This window comes from Roseibium aggregatum IAM 12614, assembly GCF_000168975.1.
Lineage (GTDB): Bacteria > Pseudomonadota > Alphaproteobacteria > Rhizobiales > Stappiaceae > Roseibium > Roseibium aggregatum.
This window is the reverse complement of sequence record NZ_AAUW01000009.1, coordinates 123356-144175: the sequence shown is the minus strand read 5'-3', so window position 1 is coordinate 144175 and position 20820 is coordinate 123356. Positions and strand designations below refer to the sequence as shown.

16 protein-coding genes, 1 tRNA gene and 1 pseudogene are annotated in these 20820 nt (G+C 60.2%); 13 read left to right on the top strand and 5 right to left on the bottom strand.

Annotated elements, in window-relative coordinates; all coding sequences use genetic code 11:
* Window positions 1–14: 14 nt before the first annotated feature.
* Window positions 15–638 carry an alpha-ketoglutarate-dependent dioxygenase AlkB family protein gene (locus SIAM614_RS13825; protein WP_006935389.1) on the top strand — a complete coding sequence of 208 codons (624 nt, stop codon included), beginning with the start codon at window positions 15–17 and terminating at the stop codon, window positions 636–638.
* On the opposite strand, the gene SIAM614_RS13820 is transcribed toward SIAM614_RS13825, so the two are convergent.
* Window positions 625–1113 carry an OsmC family protein gene (locus tag SIAM614_RS13820; RefSeq protein WP_006935388.1) on the bottom strand — a complete coding sequence of 163 codons (489 nt, stop codon included), beginning with the start codon at window positions 1111–1113 and terminating at the stop codon, window positions 625–627. The two genes, SIAM614_RS13825 and SIAM614_RS13820, sit on opposite strands and share 14 nt — an antisense overlap.
* A gap of 82 nt (window positions 1114–1195) precedes the next feature.
* On the opposite strand from SIAM614_RS13820, the gene SIAM614_RS13815 reads away from it, so the two are divergent.
* Window positions 1196–1816, top strand: a complete 621-nt coding sequence (locus SIAM614_RS13815; RefSeq protein WP_006935387.1) for a GntR family transcriptional regulator — start codon at window positions 1196–1198, stop codon at window positions 1814–1816.
* A 24-nt stretch (window positions 1817–1840) separates the two neighbouring features.
* On the opposite strand, the gene ubiB is transcribed toward SIAM614_RS13815, so the two are convergent.
* Entirely contained in the window at window positions 1841–3421 is a 1581-nt protein-coding gene (gene ubiB, locus SIAM614_RS13810) for a 2-polyprenylphenol 6-hydroxylase (protein WP_006935386.1), read from the bottom strand.
* A 3-nt stretch (window positions 3422–3424) separates the two neighbouring features.
* Window positions 3425–4172: pseudogene (gene ubiE / locus SIAM614_RS13805) on the bottom strand (bifunctional demethylmenaquinone methyltransferase/2-methoxy-6-polyprenyl-1,4-benzoquinol methylase UbiE).
* A 295-nt stretch (window positions 4173–4467) separates the two neighbouring features.
* Here ubiE and mutM point away from each other — a divergent pair.
* The 8 genes from mutM (at window position 4468) to gyrB (ending at window position 14598) form a co-directional block, all read left to right on the top strand.
* Window positions 4468–5361 carry a bifunctional DNA-formamidopyrimidine glycosylase/DNA-(apurinic or apyrimidinic site) lyase gene (mutM, locus tag SIAM614_RS13800; protein WP_040440267.1) on the top strand — a complete coding sequence of 298 codons (894 nt, stop codon included), beginning with the start codon at window positions 4468–4470 and terminating at the stop codon, window positions 5359–5361.
* Between the two features lie 155 nt (window positions 5362–5516).
* Window positions 5517–6290: an enoyl-CoA hydratase gene (locus SIAM614_RS13795; protein WP_006935382.1), complete on the top strand. Its 774-nt coding sequence runs from the start codon at window positions 5517–5519 to the stop codon at window positions 6288–6290.
* 174 nt (window positions 6291–6464) lie between these two features.
* On the top strand, window positions 6465–6731 hold the full coding sequence (rpsT, locus tag SIAM614_RS13790; RefSeq protein ID WP_006935381.1) for a 30S ribosomal protein S20: 267 nt from the start codon (window positions 6465–6467) through the stop codon (window positions 6729–6731).
* Window positions 6732–7405: 674 nt separating this feature from the next.
* Window positions 7406–7816, top strand: a complete 411-nt coding sequence (locus SIAM614_RS13785; protein ID WP_006935380.1) for a rhodanese-like domain-containing protein — start codon at window positions 7406–7408, stop codon at window positions 7814–7816.
* Between the two features lie 154 nt (window positions 7817–7970).
* Window positions 7971–9446, top strand: coding sequence for a chromosomal replication initiator protein DnaA (gene dnaA, locus SIAM614_RS13780; protein WP_006935379.1), 1476 nt, complete (start codon window positions 7971–7973; stop codon window positions 9444–9446).
* 260 nt (window positions 9447–9706) lie between these two features.
* The gene (dnaN, locus tag SIAM614_RS13775; RefSeq protein ID WP_006935378.1) at window positions 9707–10825 is read left to right on the top strand and encodes a DNA polymerase III subunit beta; all 1119 of its coding nucleotides are present in this window, start codon (window positions 9707–9709) and stop codon (window positions 10823–10825) included.
* Window positions 10826–10863: 38 nt separating this feature from the next.
* Window positions 10864–12012 carry a DNA replication/repair protein RecF gene (gene recF, locus SIAM614_RS13770; protein WP_006935377.1) on the top strand — a complete coding sequence of 383 codons (1149 nt, stop codon included), beginning with the start codon at window positions 10864–10866 and terminating at the stop codon, window positions 12010–12012.
* A 132-nt stretch (window positions 12013–12144) separates the two neighbouring features.
* Complete coding sequence (gene gyrB, locus SIAM614_RS13765; RefSeq protein WP_006935376.1) at window positions 12145–14598, top strand: DNA topoisomerase (ATP-hydrolyzing) subunit B; 2454 nt, start codon at window positions 12145–12147, stop codon at window positions 14596–14598.
* 65 nt (window positions 14599–14663) lie between these two features.
* Here the strand turns inward: gyrB and SIAM614_RS13760 are convergent, their stop codons facing one another.
* Window positions 14664–16751, bottom strand: coding sequence for a GGDEF and EAL domain-containing protein (locus tag SIAM614_RS13760; protein ID WP_208983987.1), 2088 nt, complete (start codon window positions 16749–16751; stop codon window positions 14664–14666).
* Between the two features lie 340 nt (window positions 16752–17091).
* Here SIAM614_RS13760 and SIAM614_RS13755 point away from each other — a divergent pair, with 340 nt between their 5' ends.
* Complete coding sequence (locus SIAM614_RS13755) at window positions 17092–17508, top strand: septal ring lytic transglycosylase RlpA family protein (RefSeq protein WP_006935374.1); 417 nt, start codon at window positions 17092–17094, stop codon at window positions 17506–17508.
* Between the two features lie 358 nt (window positions 17509–17866).
* Here the strand turns inward: SIAM614_RS13755 and SIAM614_RS13750 are convergent, their stop codons facing one another.
* The gene (locus SIAM614_RS13750; RefSeq protein WP_006935373.1) at window positions 17867–19423 is read right to left on the bottom strand and encodes a cryptochrome/photolyase family protein; all 1557 of its coding nucleotides are present in this window, start codon (window positions 19421–19423) and stop codon (window positions 17867–17869) included.
* A gap of 320 nt (window positions 19424–19743) precedes the next feature.
* Here SIAM614_RS13750 and SIAM614_RS13745 point away from each other — a divergent pair.
* Both SIAM614_RS13745 and SIAM614_RS13740 read left to right on the top strand, forming a co-directional pair.
* Window positions 19744–19820, top strand: a tRNA-Arg gene (locus tag SIAM614_RS13745).
* A 185-nt stretch (window positions 19821–20005) separates the two neighbouring features.
* Entirely contained in the window at window positions 20006–20764 is a 759-nt protein-coding gene (locus SIAM614_RS13740) for a helix-turn-helix domain-containing protein (protein ID WP_040440265.1), read from the top strand.
* Window positions 20765–20820: the final 56 nt, after the last annotated feature.

Below are 20820 nucleotides of genomic sequence, written 5' to 3'. Positions count from 1 at the left end.
ACTGGCTATCAACCATGCAGGACATTTCCATCAATGGCCTGAGCGGGCTTTCCTATCTGCCGGGCTATTTCGACCGCGCGGGCCAGGAAGACTTGCTGGACCAGATCCGCGCGATCGTGGCCGAAGCGCCTCTCTACCAGCCGGTCATGCCCAAAACCGGAAAGCCCTTTTCGGTGCGCATGAGCAACTGCGGAGCGCTTGGCTGGGTGTCGGATATCCAGGGCTACCGCTACCAGCCGGTGCATCCCGGAACGGGGCAGCCGTGGCCGGCCATGCCGGACGCCTTGACGCACCTTTGGGGAGAGGTCGCCGGCAAGGCACCGCCCCCCGAAGCCTGCCTGATCAACTTCTATGACCAGGGCGCGCGTATGGGCCTGCATCAGGACCGCGACGAACAGATGTTCGAAGCCCCGGTCGTCTCGGTGTCTCTGGGAGATACGGCAACCTTCCGCGTCGGTGGCCTGTCCCGGAAGGATCCGACCAAATCCTTTCGCCTGCAATCCGGCGATGTCGTCGTGCTTGGCGGCGAGGCCCGCCTTGCCTTTCACGGCATCGACCGCGTGCTGGCAGGAACCTCCACCCTTCTGAAGAACGGCGGTCGGATCAACCTGACGCTGAGACGGGTCAATCCGGCCTGATCTCTCCTGCTTCCAGGTAGGTCGCCTCGAAGCTGACCGGGAAATTGACCGACCGGGCGATGAAACAGACCTTGTGAATCTCGTGATGGATCGCATCGGCCTTTGCCAGGTCCGTGCCTTTGGGCACCGTGATGACCGGCTTCAGCACAGCCCTTAGAAACCGGCCCGCACCGGAAGGCTCCGTTTCCCCCGTCGCTTCAGGTGCATCCTCATAGGCCATGACGGCAATGCCCGCGTCACTTGCCAGATGCAGGTACCAGAGCATGTGGCAGCTCGCCAGGGCGGACAGGAGCAGGTCTTCCGGATTATGGAGCGCCGGATTGCCGCCAAGCAGCGGATCGTTTGAACACAAGACCGGCGGTTTTCCCGGTGTGCGTATCTCCCAGGTCCGGTCGTAGGACCTGTAACTTCTCGTCCCCTCGCCCCGATTACCGGTCCAGCGAATGAGAGAGGTATAGCCGTGTTCTTTGCTCATGCATCCTCCAAAATGTATACATTTATACATTTTGGATTTACAGGCTGCTGTCAAGGCTCTATTGCAAAACGAGGGAGGCGCCATGTCCGCAGAAAAAATCGCAGCCACACTCGAAGCCGACATCGTTTCCGGGATCTTCCGGCCGGGTGAGGACCTGAAACAGGGGGAGATCGCCGCCCGCTTTTCGGTGAGCCGCATTCCCGTGCGCGATGCCCTGCAGTTGATGGCCGCACGGGGCCTGATCGACCTTGAGCGCAACCGCCGGGCCCGGGTGATTAACCTTGCGCCAGCGGAGATCGACGAGGTCTATCATCTGCGCGGCCTTCTGGAGACCGATTGCCTGCGACAGGCGATCAGACGGCTGGAAGCGGACGATCTTGTAAAGATCGAAGCGGCCCTTGCCCATTCCAGCATCGACGCGGCAACCGAGCTATGGGCCGACGGCGACTGGGCCTTTCACAAGAGCCTTTATGCGCCGGCACGACGGCCGAGAGAACTGTCGATGATCGAAGATCTTCGGCGGACCTGCCGCATTCACATCGCCGGTTACGGCGTGTTGCCAACACTGACCGACAGATGGCTGAAAGACCACGAAGACCTGGTCGCAGCCATAAGATCCCGAGCGGAAGACCGGGCGGCGGACATTCTCGCCCGCCATATCGCAGATGCGCGCGAGACATTGCTGGCGGCAATGCCCGGCTGACCCGCCAAGGCACCGGCCGAGCCTTCAGAGAAGCATGTAGGTCGCCACGACCGCGCAGGCGGCAATGACCCAAAGGGCGGCCCGCCCGGAGCGGGTGTGACGTGCCTCCGCCCGGCCAATAGCCTCGGCGGTTTCATCGTCGAACCTGAGCCCGCCCTGTGTCATCTTTTCCAGCTCTTCCGACATCCGGCCGATCCTGTCGGCAAAGAGCGGCATGTCGTTGGCGATGCGCGCGAGTGCCGACAAGGCGTCGCCTGCGTCCCGCAGTTTGCCGACCGGACCCAGGTTATCCTTGATCCAGGTGCCGACCACGGGCTCCGCCGTCCGCCACATATCGAGGTTGGGATTGAGCGAGCGCGCCACGCCCTCGACCACGACCATGGTCTTCTGCAGCATGATGAGCTGGGTCTGGGTCCGCATCTCGAACAGCTCGGTCACTTCGAACAGCTGGGTCAGCAGGCGGGCCATGGAGATTTCGCTGGCATCGTGACCGTGGATCGGCTCACCGATGGCGCGGATCGCCTGGGCGAACATGTCGACATCCTGATGCGCGGGCACATAGCCGGCCTCGAAATGCACCTCCGCTACCCGTCGGTAGTTGCGGGTGATGAAACCGAACAGGATTTCTGCCAGAAACCGGCGCTCGCGCTTGTTGAGACGGCCGATGATGCCGAAGTCGACGGCAACCAGGGTGCCGTCGGGCTCAACGAAGAGATTGCCCTGGTGCATGTCTGCATGAAAGAAGCCGTCGCGCAGCGTGTGGCGCAGGAAGCTCTGGATGACGGCAGCCCCCAGCGCCTCCAGGTCATGGCCATCTTCCTTGAGGCCCTCGACGTCCGACATCTTGCGGCCGTCGATCCATTCCATGGTCAGGACGCCCTTGGCAGTGCGCAGCCACTCGACAGCCGGAACGCGGAAACCGGGATCCTCGGCGGTGTTCTCGGCCATTTCCGACAGGGCCGCGGCCTCCAGACGAAAGTCCATTTCCATCGCAACCGACTGGGCCAGCGTGTCCACCACCGCGACGGGCCGCAGACGCCGTGAAGGCGGATGGAACCGCTCGGCCAGGCGTGCGACGAGATAATAGCTTTCAAGATCGCGCTGGAACCGGCGCGAAACCCCAGGCCGCAGCACCTTGACCGCCACCTTTCGCTCCGTGCCGTCCTTGTCGAGGATCACGGCCGGATGCACCTGGGCAATGGAAGCGGCGGCAACCGCTTGACCGAAAGAGACGAAGAGCTCGTCGAGGGGCTTGCCAAGTTGTTCGGCCACGGCGGCACAGGCCGCGTCATGATCGAAAGCCGGCAGCCGGTCCTGAAGGGCTGAAAGTTCGCGAGCGGCCTCCTTGCCGACCACATCGGCCCGGGTCGCCAGGAACTGGCCAAGCTTCACATAGGACGGCCCGAGCTTGTTGAGCGCATCGGACAGGCGCAGGTCAGCCCGCTTGTTGCGAACGGACCGGCGCTCCAGAAGCCGCGCCATGGCAATGGCGAACCGGGGGCCGGCCGGCAGATCCGGAAGCGAAACGAGGCCGAAAACGCCTTCGCGCGCCATCACGAAACCCGCCCGTGCCAGACGGAGAAGAGGCATTACCGGAAGGGCCATGTATCAGAGTTTCCAGCCGTAATGCAGGGCGGCGATACCGCCGGAATAATTGCGGTAGCCCACGCGCTCGAACCCGGCTTCGCGGATCATGTCGGCAAAGCGTTCCTGGTTCGGGAAATTGCGGATCGATTCCACCAGATACTTGTAAGGATCACCGTCGCCGGTCACCCAGCGGCCCATGGCCGGGATCGCGTTGAAGGAGAAGGTGTCATAGACCTTGTCGAGCATCGGCACGTCGACTTCGGAAAATTCCAGGCACAGGAAGCGGCCGCCCCGCTTCAGAACCCTGCGCGCTTCCCGCAGGGCCTTGGGAATGTCCGGTACGTTGCGGATGCCGAAGGCGATCGTATAGGCATCGAAACTCTGTCGGAAACGGCAGCGCCTCGGCATTGCCCTGGCTGAAAGTGATGAGATCGGAAAGCCCGGCCTTTTCGGCCCGGTCGCGGCCGACGCCGAGCATGCTTTCGTTGATGTCGCACACCACCGCACGGGCGGTTTCGTTGGACCTGCGCACCACACGGGTCGCGATGTCGCCGGTGCCGCCGGCCACGTCCAGCAGCCGCCAGTTGGAGCTCGCCGTCTTGGGCGGAGCCAGGAAGGAAACCATGGCATCCTTCCAGACCCGGTGAAGCCCGCCGGACATCAGGTCGTTCATGAGGTCGTAGCGTTCTGCAACCTTATGGAAGACATCATCCACAAGTGCCTGCTTCTGGCCCTCGGCGACCCTTGTGAAGCCGAAACTCGTCGGCATTTCTTCCGGAGCGCGGTTCGGCCTGGCCGACTGCCCGTGTGGCTGTTGCGTCATGAAAGCGCCTCCAAGACCGCCCCGCGCCGCGGCACTAATGCCAGCCGGCTGCAGGTCCGGTCACTTCTTACCCGTTGGACAAGCCACCTGTTGAAAGTGCTGGCGGATTGCCGTTTCGAAACTATCTTCAAAGTGCGCCGGACCATAGTACAAGCCATTGGCAAGCGCTATCGTTGCCGGCCACCAAAAATCATATGCCGCAGGCCTATAGCCTGCCATGACAGCGGATACCAGACCTGACATGCCCGAACTCCCGGAAGTCGAAACCGTCAAGCGCGGCCTTGCCCCCACTTTCGAAGGGGCGCTGATTACAAAGGTTGACCAGAACCGGCCGGACCTTCGCTTCCCGTTTCCGGACGGGTTTGCGGACCGGCTCACCGGCCGCAGGCTGACGGTGCTGTCACGCCGCTCCAAGTATCTGCTGGGCGATATCGACAGTGGCGATGTGCTGGTGATGCACCTTGGCATGTCTGGATCGTTCCGGATCGAAAACGATCTTGCCGGTGCGACGCCAGGCAGCTTTGTCCATGCCCGCAGCAAGAATCCGAAGCACGACCATGTGGTCTTCCACCTGGAGTCAGCCGATGGTGCGCGAGCCCGGATCGTCTACAACGACCCGCGCCGGTTCGGCTTCATGGATCTGATTGCCCGCCCGGCGCTTGCAGAGCATCCTTTTTTCCGAGACCTCGGCCTGGAACCTCTCGGCAACGATCTGGGCGGCGAAACTCTGGCGCGGTTGTTCAACGGGCGCAAGACGCCGTTGAAGGCGGCGCTTCTCAATCAGAAACTGATCGCAGGTCTCGGCAACATATATGTGTGCGAAGCGCTCTGGCGCACCGGCCTGAGCCCGGAACGGGCCGCCGGAACGCTGGTGACGCGGACAGGCCGGCCAACAAAGAAGGCCGAGGAACTTGCCGCCAATATCCGCGCCACGCTGGAGGATGCGATCAGGGCAGGCGGATCTTCCCTGCGCGATCACACCCAGGCGGACGGCACCCTCGGCTACTTTCAGCACTCCTTTGCGGTCTATGACCGCGAGGGTGAAACCTGCCGGACACCTGGCTGCACGGGCACGGTGGCGCGCCTTGTCCAGTCGAACCGCTCGACCTTTCATTGCCCGGCCTGTCAGACCTGACCTGTCCTATCGGTCAAGCTTGCCAGACCCGCCCGACCTCGGGTAGGCATTGCCGATGAACTACACGTCCAGGAAACCGCAGGCATCCGGTTCCGGGCTCATGAGAGACCCGTTTGTCCGGCCAGCCACGGGTTCCAGCACCGGGAGCTGTCAACATGGGATATGAAAACATCCGCGTCGAAAAACGGGGGAAAGTCGGCCTGATCACACTGGACCGGCCGAAAGCCTTGAACGCACTCAATTCGGCGCTGGTTGCCGAACTGGGAACGGCGCTTGACGGCTTCGATGCGGACGAGCGCATCGGCTGCGTCGTCATCACCGGCTCGGAAAAGGCCTTTGCCGCCGGTGCCGACATCAAGGAAATGCAGCCGCACAATTTCTCATCCGCCTACCAGACGGATCTGATCACGCCTTTCGACCGGATTTCGCGCAATCGCAAGCCGATCATCGCCGCCGTGGCGGGCTATGCGCTTGGCGGAGGCTGCGAGCTGGCCATGCTGTGCGATTTCATCATTGCCGCGGACACGGCCAAATTCGGCCAGCCGGAAATCACGCTCGGCGTCATTCCGGGCGCCGGCGGCACCCAGCGGCTGACGCGGTTCGTCGGCAAGTCCAAAGCCATGGAAATGGTGCTGACCGGACGCATGATGGATGCGGAAGAAGCCGAGCGCAGCGGTCTCGTCAGCCGCATCGTTCCGGCGGACGATCTGCTTGAGGAAGCGCTGAAGGCCGCCGAAAAGATCGCCGATTTCTCGCTTCCCGTTGTCATGATGGCCAAGGAAAGTGTCGACCGGGCCTATGAAACGACGCTGTCGGAAGGTGTGCGTTTCGAACGGCGCGTCTTCCAGGCCCTGTTTGCTCTGGAAGACCAGAACGAAGGCATGACGGCCTTCACCGAGAAACGGACACCGCAGTTCCGGAACAAATAAACTACGGCGTTCAACGATAAAGCCGTTGACGACTTCCGAAAGCGCGATTATAAGCTGCGCCCAATCGGTGGCGGTTTTCCGCCGCCGTTGTTTTTTGATCGGGCTTGCAGCTTTTGCTCCCTTGTCCCGATCGCCACCGGACACTAGTCCCAAATACCGATCAGGATAGAGCCCATGGCCAACACACCATCGGCCAAGAAGGCGGCCCGTAAGATTGCCCGCCGGACGGCCACGAACAAAGCCCGTCGCAGCCGCGTGCGCACCTACCTGCGCAAGGTTGAGGAAGCGATTGCTTCCGGCGATCAGGCCGCTGCAAACGAGGCCTTCAAGGCCGCACAGCCGGAAATCATGCGCGCTGCCGGCAAAGGCACGATGCATGCCAATACGGCCTCCCGGAAGGTTTCCCGCCTCAATGCCCGTATCAAGGCACTCAGCGCGTAACCGAACCGTCATATGAGCGTTAAAAAGACCCGGCCTGAGTGCCGGGTTTTTTTTAGCCATGCAATTTTGTGGATGACCAGATTCAACAACCTAGGCGCGCAATATTGCAATTTCTACCGAGTATAATGCTGTCATGAAAAATACTTATTTTTCAGATACTTACTCACATGTACCATTGAGAGAAGGCGATCAATCCGGATTCGATACGAGTCAAGCTATCAGTTTCGAAATTTTTTTTGAAAATGTTGTTTTTGGAATGTGACAGGGCTCGTCAGCGGCAAAAGTCATTGCGGTAAAACACATTTGCTGCGTCGCCAGCCGACACCAAAAAACCACGATGCGGGGAAAGAAACAGGCACTTTCCGCCATTCGCAAAAACACGCTGTTGCCCCTTCGGTCGCGGTCTGTATATTAACAATACGGCTGGCGGGTAAGACCAGCGACCAACTTAAAAATCGGTGCTTGGAAAACAATGAATAAGTTAAACCGGACCATCGCTGAGCACATTAAATCCAATTCATGGAATGAATACGTTAGCGTATTCGACGATCCGGGCGCTTAGCCTGGAATAGTCTACTTCTTTCTCAAGAAAATCTTGAAGAACACTTGCAATCAATAGCGCTGCGCTATTGAAGGGGGCGGTTTTGCAATTTGACGGTGGATATGCAGGAAATGTGACTGCGCAGGAGGCCTTTGAGGGCCTTGCCGAGCAGCAGGAAGCAATCCTTGTCGACGTGCGGACACAGGCGGAATGGTCCTTTGTCGGGCTGCCGGATCTTCGTCCGATCGGCAAGGAACCGATCCTGGCGGAATGGCAGAGCTTTCCGTCGACAGGGCCCAATCCGGGGTTCGTGGACTCGGTTTCTGATCTTTTGGTCAAAAAAGGACTTGACCGAAACGCGCCAATCTATTTCTTGTGCCGCTCCGGAGCACGGAGCCAGGCAGCTGCGGTCGCCCTGACCCAGGCCGGCTACTCGCGGTGCTTCAATATCTCCGATGGTTTCGAGGGCCCTCTCGGTCCGGATGGCCATCGTGGGACCCAGTCCGGCTGGAAGGCCGCCGGATTGCCCTGGATTCAAAGTTAGTTACCCTGCCCATCGACAGGGTCAGGTGAAGGGAGCTATCCCTTCGCCACATAAATAACCGTCCCAAAAGGGACATTATAATGCTGCAAAAGTAGCAAGGCGTCGAAGAGCGGCTGTGGCGGACTGCTCTTCACATATACAGGAGGCAGATGACATGCAGGTTCAGGAGGCAGGCGGCTCCGAACAGTGGAAACGGGTGAAGAAACAGCTTCGCGCAGAATTGGGCGATGATGTTTTTACAAGCTGGTTTGCACGCGTAGACCTTGAGGAACATCAGGACGGCACTGTCCGCCTGTCTGTTCCGACCCGGTTTTTGAAACAATGGATCCAGAACAATTATAATGACCAGTTGATGGGCCTCTGGCAGCGCGAGTGCGACAACGTTCACCGCATCGAGCTGACGGTGCGCGGCGCAATCCGCCCGCGTCAGACCCCGATTGCAAAGCCGAGCCTTGCAGCGCCCCAGGGCAGCAAGCCGGCAACAGCCGAAAATCGTTCCGACGCTCTTTCCGATGCGGCCCAGGTTACCCGGGCCCAGGCGGCAACGGCAGCTCTCGGCCGTGGCGAGACCAGCTCGGACAACGCCCGTGACGTGCTGCAAGGTGCAGCGCTCGATCCGAAATACACGTTTGAGACCTTTGTCGAAGGCGAGTCCAACAATCTGGCTCTGGCTGCGGCCCGTCAGGTTGCCGCCGGCGGCGCGGTCACTTTCAACCCGCTCTACCTGCATGCCTCCGTCGGTCTGGGCAAAACTCACCTGATGCAGGCCGTTGCTGCAAAGGCCCGTGCGTCCGGACGCAAGGTGCTCTACCTGACGGCCGAGCACTTCATGTACAAATTCGTGGCTGCTCTGAAGTCCCAGTCCGCGCTGGCCTTCAAGGAGAACCTGCGCACGATCGACCTTCTCCTGATCGACGACATGCAGTTCCTCCACGGCAAACAGGTGCAGCAGGAGTTCTGCCACACCCTCAACGCTCTCATCGACGGAGCCCGTCAGGTGATCGTGGCCGCAGACCGCGCGCCGTCCGAACTGGACACGCTCGACGACCGCGTCCGCTCCCGCCTGTCCGGCGGCCTTGTGGTCGGCATTCAGGAACCGGATTTCGCACTGCGCCGGAATATTCTGGCCACCCGTGTGGACACGGCCCGCAGGAACTACCCGCAGTTCGACGTTCCGGACAGCGTGCTGGACTATGTCGCGCGTCACGTTGCCTCTTCCGGCCGCGACCTCGAAGGTGCTCTCAACCGTCTGATCGCGCACAATCAGCTAACCAATCAGCCGATCACGCAGGAAATGGCTGAAATGACCCTGCGCGATCTGGTTCGCTCCAGCGAGCCGCGCCGGGTGAAGATCGAAGACATCCAGCGGGTGGTCTCCAAGCACTACAATGTTACCAAGGCGGACCTGCTGTCAGCACGGCGGACCCGGACCATCGTCCGTCCGCGTCAGATTGCCATGTATCTTGCCAAGGTCATGACCCCGCGCTCGCTGCCGGAAATCGGCCGCCGCTTCGGCAACCGGGACCACACAACGGTTCTGCACGCCGTGCGCAAGATCGAGGAAATGGCACGTGCCGACTACGCCCTGGCGCAGGAGCTGGAACTGCTGAAGCGCATGCTCGACGCCTGAGGCGGAGAGCTTCGGAAACGGGTCAATTGCGGGTGCCCAACCGATTTCAATCGGGCATCCGCCGGCCTGCTCCCGGCACGCGGCAAGGCAAGGTTAAAATACACGATATTCTACCAAAATTGGGGGCGTTCAGGCTGAACGCCCCCTTGCTTTTGCAGCCGGTTAAGGGCAGTGTCGTCCACCCCGCTCCTCACCGGAGCCAAGAATATTCAATCAGCCCGGCAGCTCAGCCAGGCGTTTCATGAGTACGGAACGAGAGTATGAAAGCGACCCTCGAGCGGACCGACCTCCTCAAGTCCTTGACCCATGTTCACCGCGTGGTGGAACGCCGGAATACCATTCCGATCCTGTCGAACGTTCTTCTGCGCGCCGATGGCGGCGCGATCAACCTGAAGGCAACCGACCTCGACCTGGAAATCGTCGAAAGTGTGCCGGCCATGATCGAAATGCCGGGCGCGACCACCGTTCCGGCCCATATGTTCTACGACATCGTGCGCAAGCTGCCGGAAGGTTCGCAGGTGGTGCTGGAAACCACCAGCGACAACGCCACGCTGGAAATCCGCGCCGGCCGGTCGAAGTTCACCCTGCAGATGCTTCCGGAAACCGACTTCCCGGACCTGACCGCGGGCGACTTCAGCCACAGCTTCTCGCTGACCGGTGCCGACATCCGCAAGCTGATCGACGCAACCCAGTTCGCGATCTCGACCGAAGAGACCCGTTACTATCTGAACGGTATCTATCTGCACACGGTGGACGCCGGGTCCGGCCTCCAGTTCCGCGCGGTTGCCACCGACGGCCACCGTCTGGCGCAGGCCGAAGTGCCGGCACCGTCCGGCTCGGCCGGCATGCCCGGCATCATCGTGCCGCGCAAGACCGTTGGCGAGATCCAGAAGTTGCTCGAAAGCCCGGAAGCCAGTGTGCAGGTCGAGCTTTCCGACACCAAGATCCGCCTCACGACCGGTTCCGTCATCCTGACGTCCAAGCTGATCGACGGCACCTTCCCGGACTATGGCCGGGTGATCCCGCAGAACAACGACAAGGAAATGCGCGTCGACCGCGACGAGTTCAAGGAAGCTGTCGACCGCGTGTCGACGATCTCCTCCGAACGCGGCCGCGCCGTCAAACTGTCGCTGACCGAAGGTCACCTGGTGCTGACGGTGAACAACCCGGATTCCGGCAGCGCGACGGAAGAACTTGCCGTCGAATATGATGCCGAGCCGTTGGATATCGGCTTCAACTCCCGCTACCTGCTCGATATTGCCAACCAGCTTTCGAGCGATACGGCTCTGTTCCGTCTGGCAGACAGCGGGTCTCCGACCCTCATTCAGGACAACACGGTCGACGACTGCCTGTTTGTTCTCATGCCGATGCGCGTCTGAGTTAGGCGGCGCGCCAAAACAGTAGCGGAAGTGGGGTCATGACAGATTACCGGACGGCGCAGCTGACCCGTCTGTCCCTGACCGGCTTCCGCAACTACAGCGCCCTGACGCTGCCGCTGACGGCCAAGATGGCCGCCTTTGTCGGGCCCAATGGCGCCGGCAAGACCAATATCCTGGAAGCCATATCCTTTCTGACAGCCGGCCGCGGCCTGCGCCGGGCAGCGCTTGCCGACATCGCCCGCAAGGGCGGCGACGGCAGTTGGAGCGTTGCCGCAACCGTGCTGCTGGACGGGTTCGAAACCAGGATCGGAACCGGTCTCGTGGCCGGGACGTCCGGACGCAAGGTGCGCATCGACGGCGAGGAGGTTCGGGGCTCGGAAAGCCTTCTGGACTATATGCGTGTGCTCTGGCTGGTGCCGTCGATGGACGGGCTGTTCACCGGTCCCGGCTCCGACCGCCGCCGCTTTCTCGACCGGCTGACGCTGGCGATCGACCCGACCCATGGACGCCGCGTGAGCGACTTCGAAAACGCCCTTCGGCAGCGCAACCGTCTTCTCGACCAGGGCGGCTCCGATGCCTATCTGAGTGCACTGGAACAGCAGGTGGCCGAACTCGGCACCGCCGTCTCGATTGCCAGAACGGAAACCGTTGACCTGCTCAGCCGCATGATCGCCGGACAGGCCACGCAGGATCTGCCGTTTCCCCATGCCTCCGTCAGCCTGGAAGGGGCCTTCGAGGCAGAGACCGCGGGTCTGAGTGCCTCCGACCGGGAGGACCGCTACCGCCAGATGCTGCAGGACGGCCGACACCGCGACCGGGCCGCCGGGCGCACCCTAAATGGACCGCACCTGAGCGATCTCACCGTTTTTCACGCTGCCAAGGCCATGCCGGCGTCGCAATCCTCGACCGGGGAACAGAAGGCGCTGCTGATAGGCCTTATCCTGGCCCATGCCGAGCTGACGGCGAAAGTCTCCGGAATGACGCCCGTTCTGCTGCTCGATGAAGTGGCGGCGCATCTCGATCCCGACCGCCGTTCGGCGCTGTTTTCGAAGCTTGATTCCCTTGGCGGGCAGGTTTTCATGACCGGCACGGACGAGGCCCTGTTCGAGGCTTTGCCGGCCGAAGCGGAAGTGTTTGAGATCCGCGAGCACAAGGGACGGCTGCTGGAGCGGAGCAAGGCCCCTTAAATCCGCCGGAATCTTATGGTTTTCCACCAGAATCCCTTCGCTGGCTTGCCTATGGCCGGCACGTGGTTGAACGCCCGCCGGAACCCCGTATAACGGGGTTGGAAAAGATAAATCGATTGGTGATTGATTCGCATGAGCGACACGTCCACGCCCGACAACAGCCCGACCCCCGAAACCAATGGCGGTGCCGAATATGGCGCCGACAGCATCAAGGTTCTCAAGGGCCTCGATGCCGTGCGCAAGCGGCCCGGCATGTATATCGGCGACACCGATGACGGCTCCGGGCTGCACCATATGGTGTACGAGGTGGTCGACAACGCCATCGACGAAGCGCTTGCCGGCCACGCCGACCACGTGACGGTGACCCTGAACCCGGATGGATCGGTGACCGTTTCCGACAACGGCCGCGGTATTCCGACCGACCTTCACTCCGAGGAAGGTGTGTCGGCGGCGGAGGTCATCATGACCCAGCTTCACGCCGGCGGTAAGTTCGACCAGAACTCCTACAAGGTTTCCGGCGGCCTGCACGGCGTGGGCGTTTCCGTGGTCAACGCACTGTCGACAAAGCTGGAGTTGCGCATCTGGCGCAACGGACAAGAACATTCCATGACCTTTGCCCATGGCGATGCCGTGGCGCCGCTGAAGGTGGTTGGCCCTGCCAACGGCAGGAAAGGAACCGAGGTCACGTTTCTGCCCTCACCGGATACCTTCACCAAGACCGAGTTCGATTTCAGCACCCTGGAACACCGGCTGCGCGAACTCGCCTTCCTGAACTCCGGCGTCCGCATCATCCTGACGGACAAGCGCGGCGTTGAGGACAGGGTCGAGGAGCTGTTCTACGAAGGCGGCCTGGAAGCCTTCGTACGCTATCTGGACCGGGCCAAACATCCGTTGATCGAAGCGCCGATCAACATGCGGGCCGAGCGCGACGGCATCACCGTCGAAGCCGCCATGTGGTGGAACGACAGCTACCATGAACACGTGCTCTGCTTCACCAACAACATTCCGCAGCGCGACGGCGGCACCCACCTTGCCGGTTTCCGGGCAGCGCTGACCCGGCAGGTGACCGGTTATGCGGAATCCACCGGCCTGATGAAGAAGGAAAAGGTTAACCTGTCCGGCGACGACTGCCGCGAAGGCCTGACCTGCGTTCTTTCCGTCAAGGTGCCGGATCCCAAGTTCTCGTCCCAGACCAAGGACAAGCTGGTTTCCTCCGAAGTGCGGCCGGTTGTCGAAAACCTGATTTCGCAGATCCTGAGCGAATGGCTCGAGGAAAACCCGGCCCCGGCCAAGACGATCGTCTCCAAGGTGGTGGAAGCGGCCTCGGCGCGTGAAGCCGCCCGCAAGGCGCGCGAGCTGACACGCCGCAAGGGCGCTCTCGACATCGCCTCCCTGCCCGGCAAGCTTGCCGACTGCCAGGAGCGCGATGCCTCCAAGGCGGAACTCTTCCTGGTGGAGGGTGATTCCGCAGGCGGCTCGGCCAAACAGGGCCGTCACCGGGAAAACCAGGCCGTCCTGCCGCTACGCGGCAAGATCCTCAACGTGGAGCGTGCCCGCTTCGACAAGATGCTGTCCTCCAACGAAATCGGCACACTGATCACCGCGCTCGGCACCGGGATCGGCAAGGAGGAGTTCAACGTCGAGAAGCTGCGCTACCACAAGATCATCATCATGACCGATGCTGACGTCGACGGCGCGCACATTCGAACCCTGCTGTTGACCTTCTTCTTCCGTCAGATGCCGCAGTTGATCGAGAACGGCTACATCTATATTGCGCAGCCGCCACTCTATAAGGTCAAGCGCGGCCAGTCCGAGCAGTATCTGAAGGACCAGAAGGCGCTGGAAGACTATCTGATCGGCCAGGGCCTGGACGAAGCCTCCCTGACTCTGGCGAACGGCGAGGTTCGCACCGGCCAGGACCTTCGCGCGGTGGCCGAGACCGCCCGCACGATTTCCGACATCTTCGACGGGCTCCATTCGCGCTACAACCGGGATGTGGTCGAACAGGCCGCCATCGCCGGCGCGCTGACACCGGAGATCCTGGACGATCAGGGCAAGGCCGAGGAAGCTGCTACCTATATTGCCCGGCGCATGGACATTCTGGCAGACGAATTCGAACGGGGCTGGGTCGGCGAGGCTCGTGACGACGGCAGTCTGGTGTTCAAGCGCACGGTGCGCGGCGTGCAGGAAGTCGCCACAATCGATGCCGCTTTGCTGGGGTCCAGCGACGCCCGCCGTCTGGCTGCACACGCAGGCCATCTGAACGAGATCTACGGCAAGGCCGCCGTCCTGCGGCGCAAGGATATCTCCACGGAAATTCGCGGGCCTCGTGCTCTGCTGACGCAGATCTATGCCGCCGGCCAGAAGGGTATTTCGCTTCAGCGCTATAAAGGTCTTGGCGAGATGAACCCGGAGCAGCTCTGGGAAACCACGCTCGACCCGAATGTCCGCTCCCTGCTGCAGGTGAAAGTGCGCGAGGCGGACGACGCCGACGATATCTTCACCAAGCTGATGGGTGACGAGGTCGAACCGCGGCGCGAGTTCATTCAGGAAAACGCTCTGGCGGTGGCCAACCTAGACATCTGATTTCCGAAACGACAAACAAGAAGAGCGGCGCTTGGCGCCGCTTTTTTTTGCGCGTCAGGCTTCCATCAGGCACCGGGCCAGGGTTCGGGACGGCCGAAGAAAAAGCCCTGCGCTGCCTCGATGTCGAGTTCGCTCAAAAGCCTTGCCTCTTCGGCTGTTTCCACGTGCTTGGCAATCACCTTGATGCCCAGTTCATGGGCGGCGCGGACCAGGCCGTTCAAGATGGCGGCCTTCGCCGGCTCTTCCACGACCTGCTGGGTCAGGCTCGATTCAAGCTTCAGCCAATCGACACGCAGGTTGGTCAAGCGCGACAGCACCGGCCAGTGACCGGCAAAGTCGTCGATGGCGGTCTGGCAGCCGAGTTCGTTCACGAACCTGAAGAACGCCTGCACGCTGGCAGGTTCGCGCAGAAAATCCTTTTCCGCGATTTCAAGGCACAGTTTTGACGCCAGCAGCGGGTTGACCGACAAGCGATGGTAAAGACCGTCGCGGAAAGTCGGATCGCGCACCGATTCAGCCGATACGTTCATCGTCAGGATGCTGCGGTCTGCATTGCGCTCAGCCGCGTCCAGAACCTTGTCGAGGGTCCAGGCATCCACCTTCGCAATGAAACCGGATCGTTCGGCAGCCGAAATCCAGGCCCGCGAAGACAGACCGCGCGCGCGATCCCCTTTGAGGCGCAACAGGATTTCAGATCCCCACGGCCTGGCCCGCTTCAGGCAGACAATCGGCATCGCGTAGAGTGTCAACTCATTTCCGCGGAAACTGCCCGGCTCGGGCAGATCGACCAACTCGGCGCCCACCCCTTCGAAATCCTGTGGCTGGACCGAGTGAACCTGCACCGACCGGCCGCCAAATCGCTTGCCGCGTAAACAGGCCCGGTCAGCCAGGCCCAGGAGAGCAGCCGCGTCGCCCTCGCGCAACTTGATGCCACCGTCGAGAAAGGCGACGCCAATGGACCCGCCGATGGTGAACACCCGGTCACCGACCTCCAGGCGGATGCGGTCAAAGGCACCCAGAATTTCTTCGGCAATATCGAGGGCCGCTTCCTCGTTGGCGACCGGCACCATGCCCGCAAATTCGTCGCCGCCGATCCTCGCGGCGGTGCCGAATTCGCCCAGGGTCAGGCGCAGGCAGGCAGCAACACGCAGAAGCATGTCGTCGCCCGCGTCATGGCCGCCAAGATCGTTGACCTTCTTGAATTCGTCGAGATCGATATAAAGAACGGCGAGGCCGGTTTCCGTCTCGGCTGCAAGCCGCGTCAGTTCGCGCTTCAGGGCCTTGGTGAAGGCCCGGCGGTTCTCCAGACCCGTCAGGGGATCGAGATAGGCCAGACGCCTGTTCTCTGCGGTTTCCTGAGGACAATCGACATTGCGCCGGATGACGGCCAGGGACGCGCCGTTGTCCAGTTGTCCCTGCCCCGCACCTGGAATGGGAACGACCCGCACCTCGCACATCTGGCGGTCAGCGGCGTGGCCGGTCGACCGAAAGCTTCTGCTTTCAGGAATATAGATGGTCTGCGGCAATTCACCTTCCAGACCTGCCAAAGCTTCGGCCAACAAGGTCGCGTCGTAATCGCTGCCGATCAGTTGCAGAAGCTTTTCAGCCCTTGTCTCGACACTTTCAGATGCGCCGAAGACAAGGACATCGTCCGGAAAATGCTCAAGAAGATCAAGGTCCTGCACCGCCTTTCCGGAAGGTTGCGCGCCCCGAACCGGCTCGGCAACCATCTCCTCCTGGCCGTTTTCCTCCAGTTCGAATTGAACCAGAACCGCCTGACGCTCTCCCGGCAGCGAGACAAAGGATGTGCAGATCATGTGGTGGCAGAAGGTCTCGCCCGATTGCAGCACGATCGCGCCGCTTGCCTGAGCCGGTACCCCGCCGAAAGCGGCCGACAGGACCGGTTCGCATCGCCGCCAGCTTTTTTCCGACAGAAGTGCCGGCAAGCTGGGTGGAACCGGCAAGACACCTTTAGCGGCACAAAGCGCCTTCATTTGCTGGTTATGAACCAGGACCCTGCCATCCTGCGCGACGTAGGCCGCAGCATGAGGAAGAACCTCCAGCAGGGATGTGTGGAAGCCAGTAAGAGTATTGTTTTCTGCACGACCGGATTGTTCCAGCCGGTCACTCAAGAACCGATGGCTGACTTGCACCAGACCGCCCTTTCAAAATTACCGTCAGGTTGGCGCTACTCAATACACTTGCGCCGTCGCTATGAAAAATTACTAACACAGTTCAGTTTTTAAAATTGAAACAGAAAAACTACCCACAACTCTTAGGATTTTTATAGTAAACAAAAAACTAACTCCGTCAAATCGAATGTATTTAAAATGTTATTATTACTTTATACTAATGCCGCATTTGCCCTGAAAAACTGCCACATTTTCATCATCGTCCAGGCATAAAGGCGCCGCTACGGAATGTTATCTGCGTCATCACGAAACTGTGTTCACGATCTATCGGGGCGGGCTGTCCGGCTCCAGGGGGACTATCATGAAGAGAAGTGTTCTCGCACGGCACCTGTCGCGCATCGCGCTGAGCGGTGGTTTGCTTCTGGCGGCCGGTGCCCTCACCAGCGCCCAGGCAGGTGTCTATCAGCAATGCGGAAAAGCATCCTGGTACAAACTCGGTGGCACCACCGCCAGCGGGGAGCGCGCCAACCCGAACCAGCTTACTGCAGCGCACAGAAACCTGCCTTTCGGAACGCTGGTGGACGTCACCAATCTTGCCAACGGCAAGACCGTCACCGTCCGGATCAACGACCGGGGTCCTTTCGCCAAGGGGCGGGTTATAGATGTGACCTGGGCTGCAGCAAAAGAGCTCGGCTTTGTCCGCAAAGGCATTACTCGGGTACAACTATCCAGCAAAGCGGGGAAAGTTTCTTCTGAATATAAGCAAATCTGCCAATAAAATTCCCGCAATACAGATGAGATTGCTTTGAGGCAATGGCGCTTCTAAATTGCGCAACAACATTAAGGCGCTGAATTTAATAAATTAATTTATACCGCACTTTGTTTCATATTTAACTCAGTATGAATAACGATCAGTCGCATTACAGTGAATCAAAAAATAAAATATTTTACGGTAATGACAATCCTGAAAGATGCCGCTAGAGTTGCGGCCGTGGTCGATGGGGCCACGTGCACAGTAACTTTATTCGCGCAGTCTAACGGCTGCGCGTTTTTTTTGTGATACTGGCCTTAGCCCTGCAAACGGCCGAAAACGGCGCTCCAGAGGCTCTGCTCGTGCTGGTCTGGAAAGATAAACTTCAGACCTCTTCCCCATCGAAAAGCCGCTTGCGAAAGTCCGCCGCACTTTCCTTTAAGTCCTTTTGCCGGCTCTGCTTCATCCTATCCCAGGACGCATAGGGCTGCGCAAGGCGCGGGTTGCCCTGCAGCACCTTCCTGTTGCGATCCAGAAAGTCCCAGTAAAGCGCGTTGAACGGGCAGGCCTCCGAGCCCGTCTTCTGACGGACGTCATAGGAGCAGGCGCCGCAATAATCCGACATCTTGTCGATGTAGTTGCCACTCGAGACATAGGGCTTCGAGCCGAGCAGCCCGCCGTCGGCGAACTGGCTCATGCCGATGGTGTTGGGAGCCTCTACCCATTCGTAGGCATCGGCATAGACCATCAGATACCATTCATGCACGTCCTTCGGCCTGACCCCGGCCAGGAGCGCAAAATTGCCTGTCAGCATCAGTCTTTGAATGTGGTGCGCGTAAGCTTCTTCCAGCGTCTGGCCAATGGCTTCGGCAAGACAGCGCATGCGGGTCTTTCCCGTCCAGTAGAAGTCCGGCAACGGCCGGTCCGCGCCAAGTGCGTTGCTGTCGACATAGTCCGGCATCTTCAGCCAGTAGATGCCGCGCACATATTCGCGCCAGCCGACAATTTGCCGGATGAAACCTTCGACCGCGTTGAGGGGAACCTTATCCGCCTGCCAGGCCTCCTCCACCTTCCGGCAGAGCGCCTTGGCATCCAGCAGGCCGGCGTTCAGATAGGTCGACAGAACCGAGTGGAACAGGAATTTCCGACCACTGAGCATGGCGTCCTGATAGGTTCCGAAATCAGCCAGCGCCTCCCTCAGGAAATGGTCGCAGGCTTTCTCGGCATCCTTGCGGGTCACTGCGAACCAGAATGGCTCCAGGTCGCCGATATGACCGTAAAACCGCTCGCCGACCATTTCCAGCACCTCCCGCGTGATCGCGTCCGGCGTGAAGCGTTTCGGCTCGGGCATGAAAAGGTCCGGCTTTGCCGGTTTGCGGTTGGCGGCATCATAATTCCATTTGCCACCCGCGGGCTTGTCGCCGTCCATCAGCAAGCCGGTCGAGCGGCGCATTTCCCGATAGAAATACTCCATGCGCAATTGCTTGCGCTCATCCGCCCAGGTCCGGAAATCCGCAACCGTTGAAAAAAACCGCGTATCCGTGAGGATCTCAACCGGCAGATCGAAAGCATCCGACCACGAGCGCATGTCCTCCAGCACCCGCCATTCGCCAGGCTCGGTGACCAGTATCTGCTCCGGCTGCAGGCGGCCACAGGCGCGCTGAACCTCCCCCTTGAAGCTGCCAGTGTTGTCCGGGTCGTCCAGGTTGACGTAATCGACCGTCCAACCGGCCTCCTTCAGTTCCTCGGCGAAGTGGCGCATGGCGGAAAACAGGAAGGCAATCTTCTTCTTGTGATGGCGCACATAGGTGGCTTCCGCCATCACCTCGGCCATCAACACCGTGTCGCGGTCCGGGTCCGCCCGCTTCAAACTGGATAGATCCGTGCTCAACTGGTCACCCAGCACAAGAACCAGCGATCGGCATTTTTCTGTCTTGGTCATCGGCCCCCTGCAAAACTCAAGTCATTGGCCTTCCTACGCACAAACCCCGCCGCCCTATCACCTCACCAGTCATTTTTTCCAAACCGACGACACAACCCGATAGTCCGCCCTGCTGTTAGCGGAAATTTTCGCCTCAGCGTATCCCAGACCTGTTCTCACGCGCACAGGTCAAACCCATCACCCACAAGCAAAAGGCCCTCTCCCGCCCGGCCTTGCAGCCGCGCCGATATCTTGTCCAAAATATCAAAAAGCAATTGCCCCGGATCGCCGGATCTTGTATCAGACCCCTCTATCCGCCGCGCATCTCCCGCGCGCGATGAGCACCCGTAGCTCAGCTGGATAGAGCGCTGCCCTCCGAAGGCAGAGGTCACAGGTTCGAATCCTGTCGGGTGCGCCAAAAATCACAACAATTTCAGCAACTTACAGAGACCCCTCAAAAAGAAGGGCTCGGACACTGCAAATTTTTGCAGGTGTTTTCCGGCGATTTTCGAGCTGTGCTCGTACAAATCCCGTACAGCGCTTCTCTGAAAGTTGGGTTTGTAAATGCATGCGCCCAGCCTGCCTTCCGGCAAGGAGGCACGCATGAGCGAGCGCCGTCCGTTCCGGGAAGTGAAGCTTCAGTGGCTGCGTCTGCTGAGCTGTGATGCCAATATCAACGACAATGCCAAGTGCGTCGCGCTCTATATCGTGACCGCACATGTGAACGGCCACACCGAGAAGGCGTGGCCGTCCTACAAGACCATTGCCGAAGCAACCGGCAAGAGTGTCAAATCCATCCAACGCGCCATCCGAGATCTGGAACTCGGCGGATGGCTCAGCGTTCAACGCGGGAATGGCGTCGGGCACAATACGGAGTATTGCCCTACCGACGCTTCGATCCTAAAGGCCTCCGAGCTTCGAGAAAAGACGGACAAATCTGTCCCCCTTGCCCCGTCTGAAGGCGGACAGATATGTCCCGAAAGGCGGTCAGATGTGTCCGGCGAAGGCGGTCAGATCTGTCCACCAAACTTAGAGAAAGAAAAAAATAAAAAACCTAACGCGCGTGAGGCGCGCGCGAATGAGGCTCCCCGCCGTTCCATTCCCGTCGTCGTCCTGCCAACAGCCCAGACCAGACAGGTCGATGAATGGAACGCCTGGCTCGCAGAGAAGACCCTGCCAGACCTGGCGAGGTTCAATCTCGCAACCAGCGTCAACGGCTCGTCCGGATACCAGCTTCCTGGTCGATGGCCACCGGAAGATGGCTCGGACAAAGAGCAAGATTGCCTGACGTATTTCCTGAACAGACTGCCAGCGATCGCACACGAAGCGGCTTCTCAAGCAGCCTATAGGCAAGCGGCATGAGTGCGGCGGATCTGACAAGAGCAAGGCGACCCGTGTCATACGACACGGGACCTTGC

Bases quoted from the DNA above. Each gene is read 5' to 3' on its own strand.
- mutM (WP_040440267.1), top strand. From the start codon at position 4,468: ATGCCCGAACTCCCGGAAGTCGAAACCGTCAAGCGCGGCCTTGCCCCC.
- SIAM614_RS13755 (WP_006935374.1), top strand. From the start codon at position 17,092: ATGAAGAGAAGTGTTCTCGCACGGCACCTGTCGCGCATCGCGCTGAGC.
- dnaA (WP_006935379.1), top strand. From the start codon at position 7,971: ATGCAGGTTCAGGAGGCAGGCGGCTCCGAACAGTGGAAACGGGTGAAG.
- gyrB (WP_006935376.1), top strand. From the start codon at position 12,145: ATGAGCGACACGTCCACGCCCGACAACAGCCCGACCCCCGAAACCAAT.
- SIAM614_RS13820 (WP_006935388.1), bottom strand. From the start codon at position 1,113: ATGAGCAAAGAACACGGCTATACCTCTCTCATTCGCTGGACCGGTAAT.
- SIAM614_RS13815 (WP_006935387.1), top strand. From the start codon at position 1,196: ATGTCCGCAGAAAAAATCGCAGCCACACTCGAAGCCGACATCGTTTCC.
- SIAM614_RS13740 (WP_040440265.1), top strand. From the start codon at position 20,006: ATGAGCGAGCGCCGTCCGTTCCGGGAAGTGAAGCTTCAGTGGCTGCGT.
- SIAM614_RS13795 (WP_006935382.1), top strand. From the start codon at position 5,517: ATGGGATATGAAAACATCCGCGTCGAAAAACGGGGGAAAGTCGGCCTG.
- ubiB (WP_006935386.1), bottom strand. From the start codon at position 3,421: ATGGCCCTTCCGGTAATGCCTCTTCTCCGTCTGGCACGGGCGGGTTTC.
- SIAM614_RS13750 (WP_006935373.1), bottom strand. From the start codon at position 19,423: ATGACCAAGACAGAAAAATGCCGATCGCTGGTTCTTGTGCTGGGTGAC.
- rpsT (WP_006935381.1), top strand. From the start codon at position 6,465: ATGGCCAACACACCATCGGCCAAGAAGGCGGCCCGTAAGATTGCCCGC.
- recF (WP_006935377.1), top strand. From the start codon at position 10,864: ATGACAGATTACCGGACGGCGCAGCTGACCCGTCTGTCCCTGACCGGC.
- SIAM614_RS13825 (WP_006935389.1), top strand. From the start codon at position 15: ATGCAGGACATTTCCATCAATGGCCTGAGCGGGCTTTCCTATCTGCCG.
- dnaN (WP_006935378.1), top strand. From the start codon at position 9,707: ATGAAAGCGACCCTCGAGCGGACCGACCTCCTCAAGTCCTTGACCCAT.